A 14,839-nucleotide genomic window follows, 5' to 3' on the forward strand; every position below is an offset into this window, starting at 1 on the left:
ACGTCGTCATCGGACTACCTCATCCCGGACTACCTCGTCCTGGGCCTCCTCATCAGGCCTTCTCGTCAGGATCAGGCCTCCGCATCAGGCTTCGTCGTCGACGCCCGCCACGAAGTGGTCGAACTCACCTGCCTGGACGCCGAGTACGAAGGCGTCCCACTTGCGGCGCGTGGTGGTGACGATGTTGCCGGGATCGCTTGTCTCGCGGAGGTAGACGTGGTCGTTCGGGCCGAAGGCGATCTCGATCCACGGACCGGGGCCGGTGGCGTGTTCGGGAGCGGCGCGGATCCAGTCGAGGTCGGCGGGGACGGTGTGTTCGGGCATGGCGCCTGGGTTCCTTGAAGAGTCGGGGAGACGGGCCGTGTGGGGGGCGGCGGCCGGGGCACATGCCTGGCTCTCCACTGCGATTCTCCGGATGTGATCGGAAACTTTCGGGGATTTCTGTATTCACCGTATCGCTGACCGGATTGGGGTCCTGGCGATGCTCGGAGCCCCTTTACCGGAGGTTGGCGCCAGAGTTATCCACAGGCTGTGGGATGTGGACCCCCGCGGCGGGCGCGGCCCGCTTACACTGGCTCGGACGGATTACGGTGGGCCGATGGGGGGTTGACGGTGCGTAAGGCATGGCTGGTCGCGGGGCTGGCCGGGGGCGGAAGTCTGTCGTTCCTCGCGCTGCTCGTCGTCGGTACCTACATGGCGGCGGGAAACCTGGGAACGGGGTCGGCTGGCTCGGTCGATCTGGCGGAGGGGACCGTTCCGGCCGCGTACCAGAGCATCGTGCAGGACTGGGGGAATCTCTGCTCGGCCCTCAATCCCGCCCTGCTGGCAGCACAGCTGTACCAGGAGAGCGGCTTCAATCCGAACGCGCACAGCCCGGCGGACGCCCAGGGCATTGCCCAGTTCATACCCGGCACCTGGGCCACCCACGGCCTGGACGGCAACGGCGACGGCAAGCGCGACGTCTACGACCCCGCCGACGCCATCCCGTCCGCCGCCACCTATGACTGCAAGCTCGCCTCCTACGTCAAGAAGGCCGCCGGCAACCAGACGGACAACATGCTCGCCGCGTACAACGCGGGCGCCTACGCCGTGATCAAGTACAACGGCATCCCGCCGTACCGCGAGACGCAGAACTACGTGAAGACGATCAGGTCCCTGGAGAAGAGCTTCGCCAAGCCCGCCGGCCGGGTCGACCCCTCGCAGCAGGCAGCGGGAGCCATCTACTTCGCCCAGAAGAAGCTCGGCACCCCCTACCTCTGGGGTGGCAACGGCACACCGGAGCAGGGCGGCCGCTTCGACTGCTCCGGACTGACCAAGGCGGCTTACGAATCCGTCGGCATCACCCTGCCCCGCGTGGCCAACGACCAGTACAACGCGGGACCGCACCCGCAGCGCAGCGAGCTGCTCCCCGGCGACCTGGTCTTCTTCTCCGACGACCCGACCAATTCCCGTGCCATCCGGCATGTGGGCATTTATGTCGGCGGCGGCTACATGATCGACGCGCCGCGATCGAACACGGTGATCAGGTTCGACCCGATAGACACCCCGGACTATTTCGGGGCCACTCGGGTCACCCGGGACGGGGCGCAGGCCGTGTCGTAGGGGCGCGGCGTGGCTGCCCCTCGGTAAACAGCCGCGTGGAAACCGGCACTCTCTGTGAAACCTGGCCCTGAGCTGCGGCGATTGAGTCTCTCTTCGATAACGTCTGCGTCGTCATTCGATAGAGAGCGGAACGTGTGGAAAGTGTCTGTGCGTTCCTCGGAGGGTCGGCGCGGCGGGCCCGGGCACTGCCCGGGCGCCGAGTGACGGGGGCTCCGGCCGAACGGGGTTGTGATCACGGGGGTGATAGACGGGGGCGCACAACGACGTGCGTCCTCGAGGCGAAGTGAGAGCGTCCTTGAGCAGGGACGTGGCGAACGATCCCTGACCAGGGTCGAGAAGGACGAAGGGGCCACTGTGTGATGGCTGGACTCGAAACCTCCGGGTCGAACCCCGACGTCAGCATGCTCTACGACATCAACGGACTGGCGCACGACGCACCCGGCTGGCTGGACCGCACCGTCACCTTCCTCGGTGAGTACGGGCTGCCACTCGGCATGGTGATCCTGATCGGGGCCTGTTGGTGGACGGAGCGCAGGCGGGCCGAGTCGCTCGACGAGGCCGCGACCTCCGTGGCCACCGTCGTCTGGGCACCGCTCGCGGCCGTCCTCGCCGTCCTGGTGAACACACCGATCCGTGGCTTCGTTCAGCGGCCACGGCCGTTCGCCGACCACGAAGGGCTCGACGTGCTGCTGCACGGCCAGCACGGGTACTCCTTCGTCAGCGATCGGGCGACGCTGGCCATGGCCGTCGCCGCCGGGCTCTTCGTCGCCAGCCGCCGATTCGGGCTCATAGGCATCGCGATGGCCCTCGCTGAGGGCTTCTGCCAGGTCTTCCTGGGCGTGCACTACCCGACCGACGTCATCGGCGGCTTCGCCCTGGGAACGGCGGTGGCGCTGCTGCTGTCACCACTGGCGACCATGACACTGACCCCGCTGATGAAGGTCCTGGGCGGCTTCGAGCGGGCCGGCCTGCTGGTACGCCCCCGACACCTGACCGCGTCGCACAGCGGGCGAGGCCTCCGCCTCCAGGAAGGTGCCGGGCAAGCCGGGCGGGCTGCCGGGCGGTCGGACACCGGTGCGCCCGGGCCGGCGTGCGGCGCGGACGCATCCGAGACGGTGCAGAAGCCGGCGGCTCCCGGCGCGCCCCGCGACCCGCAGGGCCCACAGGAACCCGACCTCGCCGCGTAGCCGACCCGCGCGACGCCGGCCCGGCTGCGCATGACGCCGGTCCGGCTGCACGCGACGACGCCGGCCCGACTGCGCGCGACGCCGGTCAGGCTGCGCATGACGCCGGCCCGACTGCACACGACGACGCCGGCCCGGCTGCACACGATGCCGGCCCGAGTGCGCGCGACGCCAGACGCCAGCCCGGCTGCACACGACTCCGGCTCGAGTGCGCATGACGCCGGCCCGGCTGCACACGATGCCGGCCCGAGTGCGCGCGACGCCGGCCCGACTGCGCGTGGCACCGGCCCGGCTGCGCGCGACTCCGGCCCGAGTGCGCATGACGCCGGTCCGGCGACCTCGGTGTAGGCCCGGCCGCCTCGGTGCAGGCCCGGCGGTCGGCGACGCAGGCCCGCCGTTCCGGGTGCGGGGCACCTCAGGACGGGCGTCCCGGGCGCGGGCTCCAGGCCGGTCCCGGGTTCGGGCCCCGGGCTACAAGTCCTGGGGATAGGTGAAGAAGCCCGCAGGGTCATAACTCTTCTTGATCTTGGCGAGGCGGGACGCGGCCTCGCCGTAATAGGCAGAGCGCCAGTCCTTGAGGGTGGGGTCCGTGTAGTTCTGGTACGCGGCGCCGGAGGCGTAGGGGCGCATGGCGCGGTGGGCGCCGTCCAGCCAGGCCTGGGCGGAACTTCCGGAGGTGCCCGCCGGCCAGGACACGAGGTACTGCGCGAGCATCCGCGAGCGGCGGTGCACGAAGGCCGTCGCGGAGGGATCGACGCGGTTGACGGCGCCGCCGAGCGCGGTCAGGGCGACGCTGCCCGAGCCGGCCGACACCGACTGGAGCCGGGACAGCAGCGTCTGGATGCCCGCGTCGGACAGGGAGCGGTCGAAGAAGTCGGAGCGCGCCGCGTAGGTCTCCCGGCCGAGCGCGCCCTCGGGGGCCCGGCCGGGCGTCGGTCCCGGCAGGTGGCACTGGGCGTCGGAGTACGTGGCGCAGTTCGCGTACACCTCCATGGACGCCAGGTACGAGCGGCGCCGCAGCGAGACGCTCCGCGCGGAGGAACCTACCCGGTCCGCCAGGCGGTCCACGGCGTTCTGCAACCCGCCGTAACTGCCCAGGGAGAACGCGGAGACCGACACGCTGGGGACGCCGCCCGCCGCCTTGTCGAGGTGCGCCGCCGACCAGATCTCGTCGGGCTGGTCGGGGCCCCACTCCTGCCAGGCGCTCAGGACGTGCGAGGCCAGGCTCCACGGCCACGTCATGTAGGCGGCGACGCCCTGCGGCGCCGGATGGGTACGGAACCGCAGCTCGGTGACGACGCCGAAGTGGCCGTTGCCCGCGCCGCGCAGCGCCCAGAAGAGATCGTCGTGTTCGGATGCGTTCGCGGTGAGCTGTGTGCCGTCGGCCGTGACCAGGGTGGCCTGGGTGAGGCTGTCGCAGGTCAGGCCGTAGGCGCGGGAGACCACGCCGTGGCCGCCGCCGAGGGTGAGCCCGGAGACGCCGACCGTGGGGCAGGAACCCGCGGGTATCGTCACGCCCTTCGCGGCCAACGCACGGTAGACGTCGATGAGTTTCGCGCCGGCTCCCACCACCGCCTCGGAGCCGCTCGCGCGCACGCCCGCCATCTTCGAGACGTCGATGATGAGCCGGTCGTCTCCGGAGGACCAACCGGCATAGGAGTGACCGCCGTTGCGGATGGCGACCCTGACCTTGCGGGCCCGGGCGTAGGAAAGGGCGGTGCGGATGTCGTCGGCGTGTGCGACGTAGGCGACGGCGCTGGGTTTCAGGGCGTCGAAGCGGGTGTTGTACAGCTGGCTGGCCGTCCGCCAGTTGCTGTCGCCGGGGCGCAGCAGGCTGCCGTCCAGGTCGGAGGCGAGCGCCTTCAGATCGGCCGGCGCGGCGGCCTGGCTGCTGGAGCCGGTGGCGTGCTGCCCGGAACCGGCGCCGCTGCTGCCCGGTTTGTCGTCCGCCGAGGTGCCGGACCCGGCGTCGGAGCCGGTGCATCCGGTGGTCGCCGCGGCGAGCCCCAGGGCTCCCGCGCCGATGAACGTGCGCCGTTGCATGGTGCCGTTGCCTCCCTCGTTGCCGCCTCAACGACTTCCGACCGCCTCAGGAGCCTGCCCGAGACCTGTCGCCCGTCGGTCGATCTTCTCGGAGAACGAGACGGGGGACCAGGGGGGTGGGTTCCGTCTCAGGGGGTGCCGGAAGCGGTGGCCGTGGCGCTCGCCGCGTGGTCCTGGGCGTCCGTGCGGGCCAAGCTGCGCGCCCTGCGGGCCGGGCCGCGCCAACCGCAGTCGCACCGTGCGAAGCAGAAGCGCCCCTGCTCGGTGGTGATCGTCCGGTGTTCGCGGGGCGCCCTGGCCGGTGTCGCGTCCTGGTCGTGGGCCACGGGCGCGACGGTACTCGGCGTGGGTGAACAGCAGGTGCGTGACACGTGCGCGTACCGGTCGTTAACCGGACAAGCGGGAGGCCACCGGCGGACGGGTACTAGGGGTTGGCAGGCGATGGTGGTGCAACGGCGCAAGCGGGCCGAAGGTGCGGTCGTCACGGCTGTCGCGATGGCGGGCCTGATGGCCGCCGTCGCCGGGTGTTCGGGCCGCGGTGTCGCCGACACCGGGCGGGCCGGCAACCCGGTCGACGCGATGCACCGGGCCGCCGGCGTCCTGATCACGCAGGGCAGTTCCAAGGCGAGCACGGCGATGGAGATGGCCGCGGGCGGCACCCGGGTCACCATCCGCGGCGAGGGCGTCTACGACTACCGGGCCCGGCTCGGCCGGCTCAGGGTGACGCTGCCGCGGGACCCCGCGGGCGCCGAGGAGCACCAGCCGATCACCGAGCTCCTCACCCCCGGCGCCCTCTACATGAAGAACCGCGGTGCCGGAGTGCCGTCGGACAAATGGGTGCGTATCGCCACGGCTTCGCTCTCCGACGGGAACCTGGTCACCGGCGGTGCCACCGATCCGCTCGCCGCCGCGCAGATCCTGCGGGGCGCACGCACGGTGACCTATGTGGGTCCGACCACGGTCGGGGGCACGCCGGTGTGGCACTACCGCGGCATCGCCGACCTGGGAAGTGCTGCGCGGGCCGCCGAAACCGGGCAGGACGCGCTGGCCGCGGCGGCACGTGGCTTCGCCACGCCGCAAGTGCCCTTCGACGTCTACCTGGACGACGAGGGCCGCATCCGCAAGCTCCGGCACCGGTTCAGCTACGACAACGACCGGATGGGCAAGGCCGTCTCGGTCACCTCGGTGACGCTGCTCTACGACTTCGGCGCGCCCGCGACCGTAAGCCTGCCGAACGCGGCGGACATCTTCGCCGGGAAGATCGCCGAGCAGTAGGGCGTGGGTGGCGGGAGGGGGGAGCTTTGGCCGGTGGTTGGGCCGGGTGCCGTTTTTGGACTCGGGTCGGTGCTGGCTGGATGCGGTTGCTGCGCCGGCCGCGGTCCGATGCGTACCCCGTCGCCGGTGAACGTGCTTCTGCCGCCGGTCGGAAGGCTACGGGCGCTTGGTCCGGGGTGCGGAACGGGGTGCGCGACGCGGGGGTGAGGGGTGTGGGTGGGGCTGGAAATGGTCCATCCGTGCCATGCGCCGTGCGTCACCGCTGCCTACTCTAGGAAGCGGTGACGGCAGAAAGGGGTGATGTGCGTGGCTCTGGTGCGGGGAACGGCAGTTCAGGACCACGTCGCCCTCGCCGAGATCGAGCTCTGCGGCGAACTGATGATCGCGGCCTCGGCCGCGCACGGCGAGCGGCTCAGCGCCGATCGCATCGACGAGGTGCTGAAGGTGGCCGACGAGAAGCGTTCGCGGGGGCGAGGCGACCACACCGGCTGATCGCCTGGGCCTCGCGGGCCACGGCTACCCGGGCCTCTGGGCCTGCGGCCCACGGCTTCCCCCTTCGGGCCGGTGGTGATCCGACGGTTTCGTCGGGGCCGGTCGCGCAGTTCCCCGCGCCCCTTGAGCGGGCGCTTCGTGCCGAATGCGGCGGTCGCAGGGGCGTGAGGAACTGCGCGAGCAATCCACCACCTGGCGGTGGCCCGGATACGACAGAAACAGCCCTACCCGGCAGAAACGGCCCTACCCGGCCGGTGGCGATCTGACGGTTTCGTCGGGGCTGGTCGCGCAGTTCCCCGCGCCGCTTGAGCGGGCACTTCGTGCCCGATACGGCATTCCTGGGGTGCGGGGAATTCTTCCCCGAAGTCGATCAGGTGCGCAGCAGGCGGCCGATCGCCTTCGTGGCCTCCTCCACCTTCGTGTCGATCTCGTGGCCGCCCTTGACGGCCGCGTCCGCGACGCAGTGCCGCAGGTGCTCCTCCAGCAGCTGGAGCGCGAAGGACTGGAGGGCCTTCGTGGAGGCGGAGACCTGGGTGAGGATGTCGATGCAGTAGACGTCCTCGTCGACCATCCGTTGCAGGCCCCGGATCTGGCCCTCGATCCGGCGGAGCCGCTTCAGGTGCTCGTCCTTCTGCTTGTGGTAGCCGTGCACCCCGCGGTCATGGTCCGTGACGATCTCCTGGTCGCGCGGCGCGGTGGATGTCGCCTCGGTGGCGCCTGCGGGCCGACCGCCGGGCGCCGTGCCGGCCGCCGGGCCGGTCTCCCCGCCGGCGGTTCCGGCGCCCGGGCCGGCTCCTGTGGTCGTCATCGCGTCCTCCCGCTGCCGTGTGCCAAGGTGCGCACGTATCTCACATACGCCGCGTGGTGTCGAATCCCACACCGGTGGAACCGGTGCCGCCCGAGCCGCCCGACGGGCCGCCGCGGGACCTGCCCGGAATCGGCCGTGATCACAGCCGCCGGGCTGGAAATGATCGCCGCTGTCGAGGTCACGGGCCTGGAATCACGGGGCCGCGGCCACCACACTCCATACCCCCGACGGGTATATGGTACCGAATTCTCCAGGGTGGCGAACGGCGCACAAGACCGGCTCCCGTCCACGGTGCACCATGGGCGACACTGGTGGACGCCGGTCAGTAGTGGCCGGATGATGTGCCTAGCATCAGGCTGACCCTCCCCCGAGCGTTCAGGGCAGTGGGGGAACCGACCAGAGCATCCGAGGACCCTACGTGCGCTTTCGTCTGACCCCCAGGGAGACGAGCTTCTACGACATGTTCGCCGCGTCCGCGGACAACATCGTCACGGGCTCGAAGCTCCTGATGGAACTGCTCGGCGCGGAATCCTCCGCCCGGGCCGAAATCGGAGAGCGGATGCGGGCCGCCGAGCACGCGGGGGACGACGCCACGCATGCGATCTTCCACCAGTTGAACTCCTCCTTCATCACGCCGTTCGACCGCGAGGACATCTACGCGCTGGCCTCGTGCCTCGACGACATCATGGACTTCATGGAGGAGGCCGTCGACCTGGTCGTGCTGTACCAGATCGAGGAGCTTCCCCGCGGTGTGGAGCAGCAGATCGAGGTGCTGGCGCGGGCCGCCGAGCTGACCGCCGAGGCGATGCCCAACCTGCGCACCATGTCGAACCTCACCGAGTACTGGATCGAGGTCAACCGCCTGGAGAACCAGGCCGACCAGATCCACCGCAAACTCCTCGCCCACCTCTTCAACGGCAAGTACGACGCGATCGAGGTGCTCAAGCTCAAGCAGATCGTGGATGTGCTCGAGGAGGCGGCCGACGCGTTCGAGCACGTGGCCAACACCGTGGAGACCATCGCGGTCAAGGAGTCCTGAGGCTTCGTGGACACCTTTGCCCTGGTCGTGACCATTCTGGTCGCGCTCTTCTTCACGTACACCAACGGTTTCCACGACTCGGCGAACGCGATCGCGACATCGGTCTCCACCCGGGCGCTGACCCCTCGGGCCGCGTTGGCGATGGCGGCGGTGATGAACCTCGCCGGTGCCTTCCTCGGCAGCGGGGTGGCCAAGACCGTCAGCGAGGGGCTGATCTCGACGCCCCACGGCGACAAGGGAATGGGGATTCTCTTCGCCGGTCTGGTCGGCGCGATCATCTGGAACCTCGTCACCTGGTACTTCGGATTGCCCTCCTCGTCGTCGCACGCGCTGTTCGGCGGCCTGGTCGGGGCGGCGCTCGCCGGTGGGACGACGGTGATCTGGTCCGGGGTGGTGGACAAGGTCGTCATCCCGATGTTCCTGTCCCCGGCCATAGGCCTGGTCGTCGGCTATCTGGTGATGCTGGCGATCCTGTGGCTGTTCCGGCGGGCCAACCCGCACAAGGCCAAGCGCGGCTTCCGCGTCGCCCAGACCGTCTCGGCGGCCGGCATGGCGCTCGGACACGGTCTCCAGGACGCCCAGAAGACGATGGGCGTCGTCGTGATGGCGCTGGTCATCGCCGACGTCCAGGACCGCGGTGACGCCATCCCGGTCTGGGTGAAGCTGGTCTGTGCGGTGATGATGTCGCTCGGTACGTACGCGGGCGGCTGGCGCATCATGCGCACCCTGGGACGCAAGATCATCGAGCTGGACCCACCGCAGGGGTTCGCGGCGGAGGCCACGGGAGCGTCGATCATGTTCGGCACCGCGTTCCTGTACCACGCGCCGATCTCCACGACGCATGTGATCACGTCCGCGATCATGGGTGTCGGGGCCACCAAGCGGGTCAACGCGGTGCGCTGGGGAGTGGCCAAGAACATCATCCTGGGCTGGTTCATCACCATGCCGGCGGCGGGCGCGGTGGCTGCGCTCTGCTACCTGGTCGTGTGGGCCGCCTTCGGCTAGCCCCTTTTTTTGTGGCTCGGTTCGCCTCCGGGCGCCTCAGCCGGTGTCCAGGAGCCGTCCGTGCTCGACCCTCCTTCGTCGGGCGCTCCGCGCGGGCGGCTCCTGGACACCGGCGCGCCCTTCGGCTCACTCGCCGCCGCCGGGGTGGCCGGAGAGCGGGTTCACAAGATGCCGCCGCCGGAAACGGCGGGGCCCGCCCCCCTCAGGAGTCGGGGGCGGGCCTTCGGCCTCACGGTGGCACCGCCATGCAGCACCGCGAGGGGATTGGGTTCGCTGGCGTCCCCTCTTTTGGCTTGCTTCGTCGCCACGGAGGCGAACCGAGCCCTAAAAAAATCAGCCGAAGCGACCCGAGATGTAGTCCTCCGTCGCCTGGACCGACGGGTTGGAGAACATTCGCGCGGTGTCGTCGATCTCGATGAGCCGGCCGGGCTGGCCCACCGCGGACAGGTTGAAGAACGCGGTGCGGTCCGAGACACGGGCGGCCTGTTGCATGTTGTGCGTCACGATGACGATCGTGAACCGCTCCTTCAGCTCCCCGATCAGGTCCTCGATGGCGAGTGTCGAGATCGGGTCGAGCGCCGAGCAGGGCTCGTCCATCAGCAGGACGTCCGGTTCGACGGCGATCGCACGGGCGATGCACAGCCGTTGCTGCTGGCCGCCGGAGAGGCCGGAGCCGGGCTTGTTCAGCCGGTCCTTGACCTCGTTCCAGAGGTTCGCGCCCTTCAGGGACTTCTCGACGACGTCGTTCAGCTCACTCTTCTTGTACGAGCCGTTGAGCTTGAGGCCCGCCGCCACGTTGTCGTAGATCGACATGGTGGGGAACGGGTTCGGGCGCTGGAAGACCATGCCGACCGTGCGGCGTACCGCGACCGGGTCGATGTGCGTGCCGTACAGGTCCTCGTCGTCCAGCAGCACCTTGCCCTCGACGCGGCCGCCGGAGGTGACCTCGTGCATGCGGTTGAGGGTGCGCAGGAAGGTCGACTTGCCGCAGCCCGAGGGGCCGATGAAGGCGGTCACGGAGCGTGGCTCCACCGTCATCGAGATGTCCTCGATCGCCTTGTGGGAACCGTAGTAGGCGGTGAGCCCGCTGACGTCGATGCGCTTGGCCATGTGAATCACTGCTCCTTCCACCGCGTCGGCGGTTGGTGGTCTGGTCGGTCGGGGTCGGAACGACGCCCGGCCGTGGCTGTGGCCGGGTGCCGTCCGTGGGGTGCGGGCGGCCGGGCCCGGCCGCTGCCGCGGCTCAACTCCGTCCTCCCTTGGGCGCCTTCCAGCGGGCGAGACCGCGGGCCACCAGGTTGAGGATCATGACGAAGGCGATCAGGGCGAGGGCCGCGGCCCAGGCGCGGTCGTAGGCCGCGGTGGAGCCGGCGCTGTTCGCGTACTGCTGGTAGATGTACAGCGGCAGCGACGCCTGGGCGCCTTCGAAGGGGTTGTTGTTGATGAAGCCGGTGCCCCAGACGAGCAGCAGCACGGGCGCTGTCTCGCCGGTGATACGGGCGACGGCGAGCATCACGCCGGTGATGATGCCGCCGATCGAGGTCGGCAGGACCACCTTGAGGATGGTGCGCCACTTGGGCACGCCCAGGGCGAGGGAGGCCTCGCGCAGCTCGTTCGGGACGAGCTTGAGCATCTCCTCGGTGGAGCGGACCACCACCGGCATCATCAGGATCGACAGGGCCAGCGAGCCGGCGAAGCCGGACGGGCCCATGTCGAGGATGAGGATCCAGAAGCTGAGCACGAACAGGCCGGAGACGATCGACGGGATTCCGGTCATCACGTCGACGAAGAACGTGACGGTGGCGGCCAGCTTGCCCCGCCCGTACTCGACCAGGTAGATCGCGGTGAGCACGCCGATCGGCACGGCGATCACGGTGGCGAGCCCGACCTGCTCGACGGAGCCGATGATCGCGTGGTAGATGCCGCCGCCCGGTTCGGTGTCGGCGACGACGCCCATCGAGTGGCTGAGGAAGAAGCCGTTGAAGACCTTCACACCGCGCTTGACGGTCGCGTAGATCAACGAGGCCAGCGGGATGACGGCGATGATGAAGGCGACCCAGACGAGGCTGGTGGCGACCCGGTCCCTGGCCTGCCGGACGCCCTCCACCCGGGTCGCTATGGCGAAGGTGCCGAGCACGAAGAGGACGGCGGCCATCAGGCCCCACTGGACGTGACTGCCGAGGCCGAAGCCGAGCCCGAGCCCGACGGCGACGGCCACGGCGCCCACCGCGATCGCCCACGGCGACCAGCGGGGCAGCCGCGCACCGTGCAGCGAGGTGCCGGGTCGGGTCCTGGTCGTCTGCTGGCGGGTGGTGTCGGTCATGCGCTTGCCCCCGAGTACTCCTTGCGACGGGCGATGACCGCGCGGGCCGCGCCGTTGACGAGCAGGGTGATGACGAACAGCACCAGACCGGAGGCGATCAGCGCGTCCCGGCCCTGCTCGGTGGCCTCGCCGAACTTGCTGGCGATGTTCTGGGCGAAGGTGCCGCCGCCCGCGTCGAGCAGGCTGGCGTGGATCTTGAAGTCGGGTGACAGGACCGTGGCCACGGCCATCGTCTCGCCGAGCGCGCGGCCGAGGCCGAGCATGCTCGCCGAGATCACGCCGGAGCGGCCGAACGGCAGCACCGAGAGGCGGATGACCTCCCAGCGGGTGGCGCCGAGCGCCAGCGCCGCCTCCTGGTGGGTCTGCGGGACCTGCCGGAAGACCTCACGGCTCACGTTGGTGATGATCGGCAGGATCATGATGGCCAGCAGGATGCTCGCGGTGAGCAGGGAGCGTGGTGGGCCGTCCTGCCAGGAGAGGATGCCGGTCCAGCCGAAGTAGTGGTCGAGCCAGCCGAAGAGGCCGTTCAGGTGCGGCACGAGGACCAGGGCGCCCCACAGGCCGTAGACGATCGAGGGCACCGCGGCCAGCAGGTCGATCACGTAGGCGATCGGCCCTGACAGCACCCGGGGCGCGTAGTGGGTGATGAACAGCGCGATGCTCACGGCCACCGGGACGGCCAGGGCCATCGCGATGATCGAGGAGACCACGGTGCCGAAGGCCAGGACCGCGATGCCGAAGACCGGCGGGTCCATGGTCGGGTTCCACTCGAAGGTGGTGAAGAAGTTCCCGTGGTTCTTGCTGAGCACGGTGGCTGCCCGGTAGCTGAGGAACGCCGCGATGGCGGCCATGATCAGCAGGAGCAGGATGCCGGAGCCACGGGACAGGCCCAGGAAGATCCGGTCACCGGGGCGTGCGGTGCCGCGCGCGGCCTGTCGCTGCGGTGTCGCGGCGGGGCCCGGCGGGGGTGGGGGAGTGGTGGTGTGCTGCGGCTTGGTGTCGGTGGTATCCATGAGGTCTCCGGTCTGCGGGCCCCTCCCGCTGCCACAGGCTTCGGGGCAGCGGGGGCGGCGCCGGGCGGCGGTGCACCGGACGGTGTGGGGGTGGCTCCCCCACTGCCCAGAGGTAGGGGGCAGTGGGGGAGGTCTCCCCCGCACTCTCAGGTCAGCTCAGGCCCGCGATCGTGGAGCGGACCTTGGACGCGATCTCGTCGGGGAGCGGCGCGTAGCTGGCCTGCTTCAGCAGGGCCTGGCCGTCCTCGCTCGCGATGTAGGTCAGGAACGACTTGGTGGCGGGCAGGGTGTCCGCCTTGTTGCCCTTCGCGCAGGCGATCTCGTACGTGACGAGGGTGATCGGGTAGGCGCCCTCGGCGCTCGGCGTGTAGTTCAGGTCCAGCGCGAGGTCCTGGCCGGTGCCGACGATCTTGGCCTCGGCGATGGCCTTGGAGGCGTTGTCGACGGTGGCCTCGGCCGGCTGGGACGCCTGGGTCTTGACCTTGACGGTGTTGATGTCGCTGCCGGCGTAGGAGAGCTCGAAGTACGAGATCGCGCCGGGGGTCTGCTTGACCTGCTGGGCGAGCCCGGAGGAGCCGGTGGCGGACTGGCCGCCCTGGGCCTGCCAGGACTTGCCGCCCGAGTACTTCCAGTCACCGGGCGCTGCGGCCTTCAGGTACTTGGTGAAGTTGTCCGTGGTGCCGGACTCGTCGGTGCGGTGGAAGGGCTGGATCTTGGTGCTGGGGAGCTTCGCGTCCGGGTTGAGCTTCTTGATGGCCGCCTCGTCCCAGGTCTTGATCTTGCCGTCGAAGATCTTCGCCAGCGTCGGGGCGTCCAGCACCAGGTCGTCCACGCCCGGAACGTTGTAGCCGAGCGCGATCGGGCCGCCGACCATGGGCAGGTCGATGGCCTGGCTGTTCTTGCAGACCTTCGGGGACTGCTTGATCTCCTCGGGCTTCAGCGCCGAGTCCGAGCCCGAGAACGCGGTCTGCCCCTGGAGGAACGAGGTGACGCCGGCGCCGGAACCGCTCGGGTTGTAGTTGATCCGAACGTCCTTGCAGGCGGCGGTGTAGTTCTTCACCCAGGCGTCGATGGCGTTCTTCTGCGCGCTGGAGCCGGCGGCCAGCAGCTCGCCCTTGGCGTCGTCGCACTTGATCGAGCTGGTCTTCGTGGTGTCACCGCCACCGCTGGTGCCACCGGTGTCGTCCGAGCCGCACGCCGTCAGGGCCAGGGCGCCGGAGACGGCCACGGCGCCGAGTGACAGAGCGCGAAGCCGATTCTTGCGCTGAAGCTTCACTGAGGAGTCCTTCCGGGAGCCGCCCTTGCCTCGGGCGGCGTGCCTAGTCCTTTGACATGTTCGTGAAAGAGGCGGTGTGAGGCCGCCTGTGGGGTGCGGCGAGCACCGTTCGTAGGGCCGAAATTAGGCAGATGAGATGAAGCTGCCAAAGGACGCAAGTGAACGGCGGGTGAACCTCGGCGGGCGGCCTGGTTAGGTCACGGAATGCTTACGGGATGTCGACGCCAGGAGTCCACCTGGTGCGGTCGGGAATCGGGCAACACTGGTGTCATGGAACACACCTCCGTGGTCCGTGCGGCGGGCTGCGTCCTGTGGCGCCGGTCGGCGGCCGACGGCGGCATCGAGCTGGCGCTGGTCTACCGGCCCAGGTGGGCCGACTGGTCCTGGCCCAAAGGCAAACTCAAGCGTGGCGAGACGTTCCGGGCGGCGGCCTGCCGTGAAGTCCTGGAGGAGACCGGACACACCTGCCGTCTGGGGACGGAGCTTCCTTCCGCTCACTACGTCGACGCACAGGGCCGCCCCAAAGAAGTCCGGTACTGGGCCGCAGAGTCAACCGGCGGAAGCTTCCGGGAAAACAGAGAAGTCAGCCGCATCGCCTGGCTCGCGCCGGAGCAGGCCCGCGATCAGCTCACCCATGCACGGGACCGGGCCATGATCGACATCGCGCTCATCGCGATCAAGGCGGACAAGCGGGAATCATAATGCCGAAAACGCCACCGAAGCGCTGCTGGGGCGGATCGTCGGGCGTGGCTCCTGGGGTTGCCCCGTTGCCACCACGC

Annotated in this window: 15 protein-coding genes; 7 read left to right on the top strand and 8 right to left on the bottom strand. The window is 69.7% G+C overall.

Features of this window, described 5'->3' with window-relative positions; all coding sequences use genetic code 11:
• Nucleotides 1–84: 84 nt before the first annotated feature.
• Complete coding sequence (locus NQO67_RS34680) at nucleotides 85–324, bottom strand: DUF397 domain-containing protein (RefSeq protein WP_255954404.1); 240 nt, start codon at nucleotides 322–324, stop codon at nucleotides 85–87.
• A gap of 282 nt (nucleotides 325–606) precedes the next feature.
• On the opposite strand from NQO67_RS34680, the gene NQO67_RS34685 reads away from it, so the two are divergent.
• Together NQO67_RS34685 and NQO67_RS34690 are read left to right on the top strand one after the other, a co-directional pair.
• Entirely contained in the window at nucleotides 607–1,602 is a 996-nt protein-coding gene (locus tag NQO67_RS34685) for a C40 family peptidase (RefSeq protein WP_255954405.1), read from the top strand.
• A gap of 359 nt (nucleotides 1,603–1,961) precedes the next feature.
• The gene (locus NQO67_RS34690; RefSeq protein ID WP_255954406.1) at nucleotides 1,962–2,789 is read left to right on the top strand and encodes a phosphatase PAP2 family protein; all 828 of its coding nucleotides are present in this window, start codon (nucleotides 1,962–1,964) and stop codon (nucleotides 2,787–2,789) included.
• A gap of 468 nt (nucleotides 2,790–3,257) precedes the next feature.
• Here NQO67_RS34690 and NQO67_RS34695 read toward each other — a convergent pair whose 3' ends face one another.
• Nucleotides 3,258–4,829, bottom strand: coding sequence for an FAD-binding oxidoreductase (locus NQO67_RS34695; protein WP_255954407.1), 1,572 nt, complete (start codon nucleotides 4,827–4,829; stop codon nucleotides 3,258–3,260).
• Nucleotides 4,830–4,957: 128 nt separating this feature from the next.
• The gene (locus tag NQO67_RS34700) at nucleotides 4,958–5,155 is read right to left on the bottom strand and encodes a hypothetical protein (RefSeq protein WP_255954408.1); all 198 of its coding nucleotides are present in this window, start codon (nucleotides 5,153–5,155) and stop codon (nucleotides 4,958–4,960) included.
• A gap of 118 nt (nucleotides 5,156–5,273) precedes the next feature.
• On the opposite strand from NQO67_RS34700, the gene NQO67_RS34705 reads away from it, so the two are divergent.
• Nucleotides 5,274–6,104, top strand: coding sequence for an SCO4651 family lipoprotein (locus NQO67_RS34705; RefSeq protein ID WP_508493693.1), 831 nt, complete (start codon nucleotides 5,274–5,276; stop codon nucleotides 6,102–6,104).
• 300 nt (nucleotides 6,105–6,404) lie between these two features.
• Entirely contained in the window at nucleotides 6,405–6,596 is a 192-nt protein-coding gene (locus tag NQO67_RS34710; protein ID WP_255954410.1) for a hypothetical protein, read from the top strand.
• A 370-nt stretch (nucleotides 6,597–6,966) separates the two neighbouring features.
• On the opposite strand, the gene NQO67_RS34715 is transcribed toward NQO67_RS34710, so the two are convergent.
• Nucleotides 6,967–7,404: a metal-sensitive transcriptional regulator gene (locus NQO67_RS34715; RefSeq protein ID WP_255954411.1), complete on the bottom strand. Its 438-nt coding sequence runs from the start codon at nucleotides 7,402–7,404 to the stop codon at nucleotides 6,967–6,969.
• Nucleotides 7,405–7,822: 418 nt separating this feature from the next.
• Between NQO67_RS34715 and NQO67_RS34720 the strand changes: the two genes are divergently transcribed.
• Nucleotides 7,823–8,443 (top strand): DUF47 domain-containing protein, encoded by a 621-nt coding sequence (locus NQO67_RS34720; RefSeq protein WP_255954412.1) that lies wholly within the window; start codon nucleotides 7,823–7,825, stop codon nucleotides 8,441–8,443.
• A 6-nt stretch (nucleotides 8,444–8,449) separates the two neighbouring features.
• Nucleotides 8,450–9,448, top strand: a complete 999-nt coding sequence (locus NQO67_RS34725) for an inorganic phosphate transporter (RefSeq protein WP_255954413.1) — start codon at nucleotides 8,450–8,452, stop codon at nucleotides 9,446–9,448.
• Between the two features lie 333 nt (nucleotides 9,449–9,781).
• On the opposite strand, the gene pstB is transcribed toward NQO67_RS34725, so the two are convergent.
• From pstB to pstS, 4 genes are all read right to left on the bottom strand, one after another.
• A complete protein-coding gene (pstB, locus tag NQO67_RS34730; RefSeq protein ID WP_255954414.1) occupies nucleotides 9,782–10,558 on the bottom strand; it encodes a phosphate ABC transporter ATP-binding protein PstB in 777 nt (258 codons plus the stop codon).
• 133 nt (nucleotides 10,559–10,691) lie between these two features.
• Entirely contained in the window at nucleotides 10,692–11,771 is a 1,080-nt protein-coding gene (gene pstA, locus NQO67_RS34735) for a phosphate ABC transporter permease PstA (RefSeq protein ID WP_255954415.1), read from the bottom strand.
• The gene (pstC, locus tag NQO67_RS34740) at nucleotides 11,768–12,784 is read right to left on the bottom strand and encodes a phosphate ABC transporter permease subunit PstC (RefSeq protein WP_255954416.1); all 1,017 of its coding nucleotides are present in this window, start codon (nucleotides 12,782–12,784) and stop codon (nucleotides 11,768–11,770) included. The genes pstA and pstC overlap by 4 nt, the downstream gene beginning before the upstream one ends.
• A 151-nt stretch (nucleotides 12,785–12,935) precedes the next feature.
• Nucleotides 12,936–14,060 (bottom strand): phosphate ABC transporter substrate-binding protein PstS, encoded by a 1,125-nt coding sequence (pstS, locus tag NQO67_RS34745; RefSeq protein WP_255954417.1) that lies wholly within the window; start codon nucleotides 14,058–14,060, stop codon nucleotides 12,936–12,938.
• A 270-nt stretch (nucleotides 14,061–14,330) separates the two neighbouring features.
• On the opposite strand from pstS, the gene NQO67_RS34750 reads away from it, so the two are divergent.
• On the top strand, nucleotides 14,331–14,762 hold the full coding sequence (locus NQO67_RS34750; RefSeq protein WP_255954418.1) for an NUDIX hydrolase: 432 nt from the start codon (nucleotides 14,331–14,333) through the stop codon (nucleotides 14,760–14,762).
• Nucleotides 14,763–14,839: the final 77 nt, after the last annotated feature.

Origin of the sequence: Streptomyces odontomachi, from assembly GCF_024435355.1 — a bacterium.
GTDB classification, from domain to species: domain Bacteria; phylum Actinomycetota; class Actinomycetes; order Streptomycetales; family Streptomycetaceae; genus Streptomyces; species Streptomyces odontomachi.

Bases quoted from the DNA above. Each gene is read 5' to 3' on its own strand.
- NQO67_RS34680 (WP_255954404.1), bottom strand. From the start codon at position 324: ATGCCCGAACACACCGTCCCCGCCGACCTCGACTGGATCCGCGCCGCT.
- NQO67_RS34690 (WP_255954406.1), top strand. From the start codon at position 1,962: ATGGCTGGACTCGAAACCTCCGGGTCGAACCCCGACGTCAGCATGCTC.
- NQO67_RS34695 (WP_255954407.1), bottom strand. From the start codon at position 4,829: ATGCAACGGCGCACGTTCATCGGCGCGGGAGCCCTGGGGCTCGCCGCG.
- NQO67_RS34710 (WP_255954410.1), top strand. From the start codon at position 6,405: ATGTGCGTGGCTCTGGTGCGGGGAACGGCAGTTCAGGACCACGTCGCC.
- NQO67_RS34715 (WP_255954411.1), bottom strand. From the start codon at position 7,404: ATGACGACCACAGGAGCCGGCCCGGGCGCCGGAACCGCCGGCGGGGAG.
- pstB (WP_255954414.1), bottom strand. From the start codon at position 10,558: ATGGCCAAGCGCATCGACGTCAGCGGGCTCACCGCCTACTACGGTTCC.
- pstA (WP_255954415.1), bottom strand. From the start codon at position 11,771: ATGACCGACACCACCCGCCAGCAGACGACCAGGACCCGACCCGGCACC.
- pstC (WP_255954416.1), bottom strand. From the start codon at position 12,784: ATGGATACCACCGACACCAAGCCGCAGCACACCACCACTCCCCCACCC.
- NQO67_RS34750 (WP_255954418.1), top strand. From the start codon at position 14,331: ATGGAACACACCTCCGTGGTCCGTGCGGCGGGCTGCGTCCTGTGGCGC.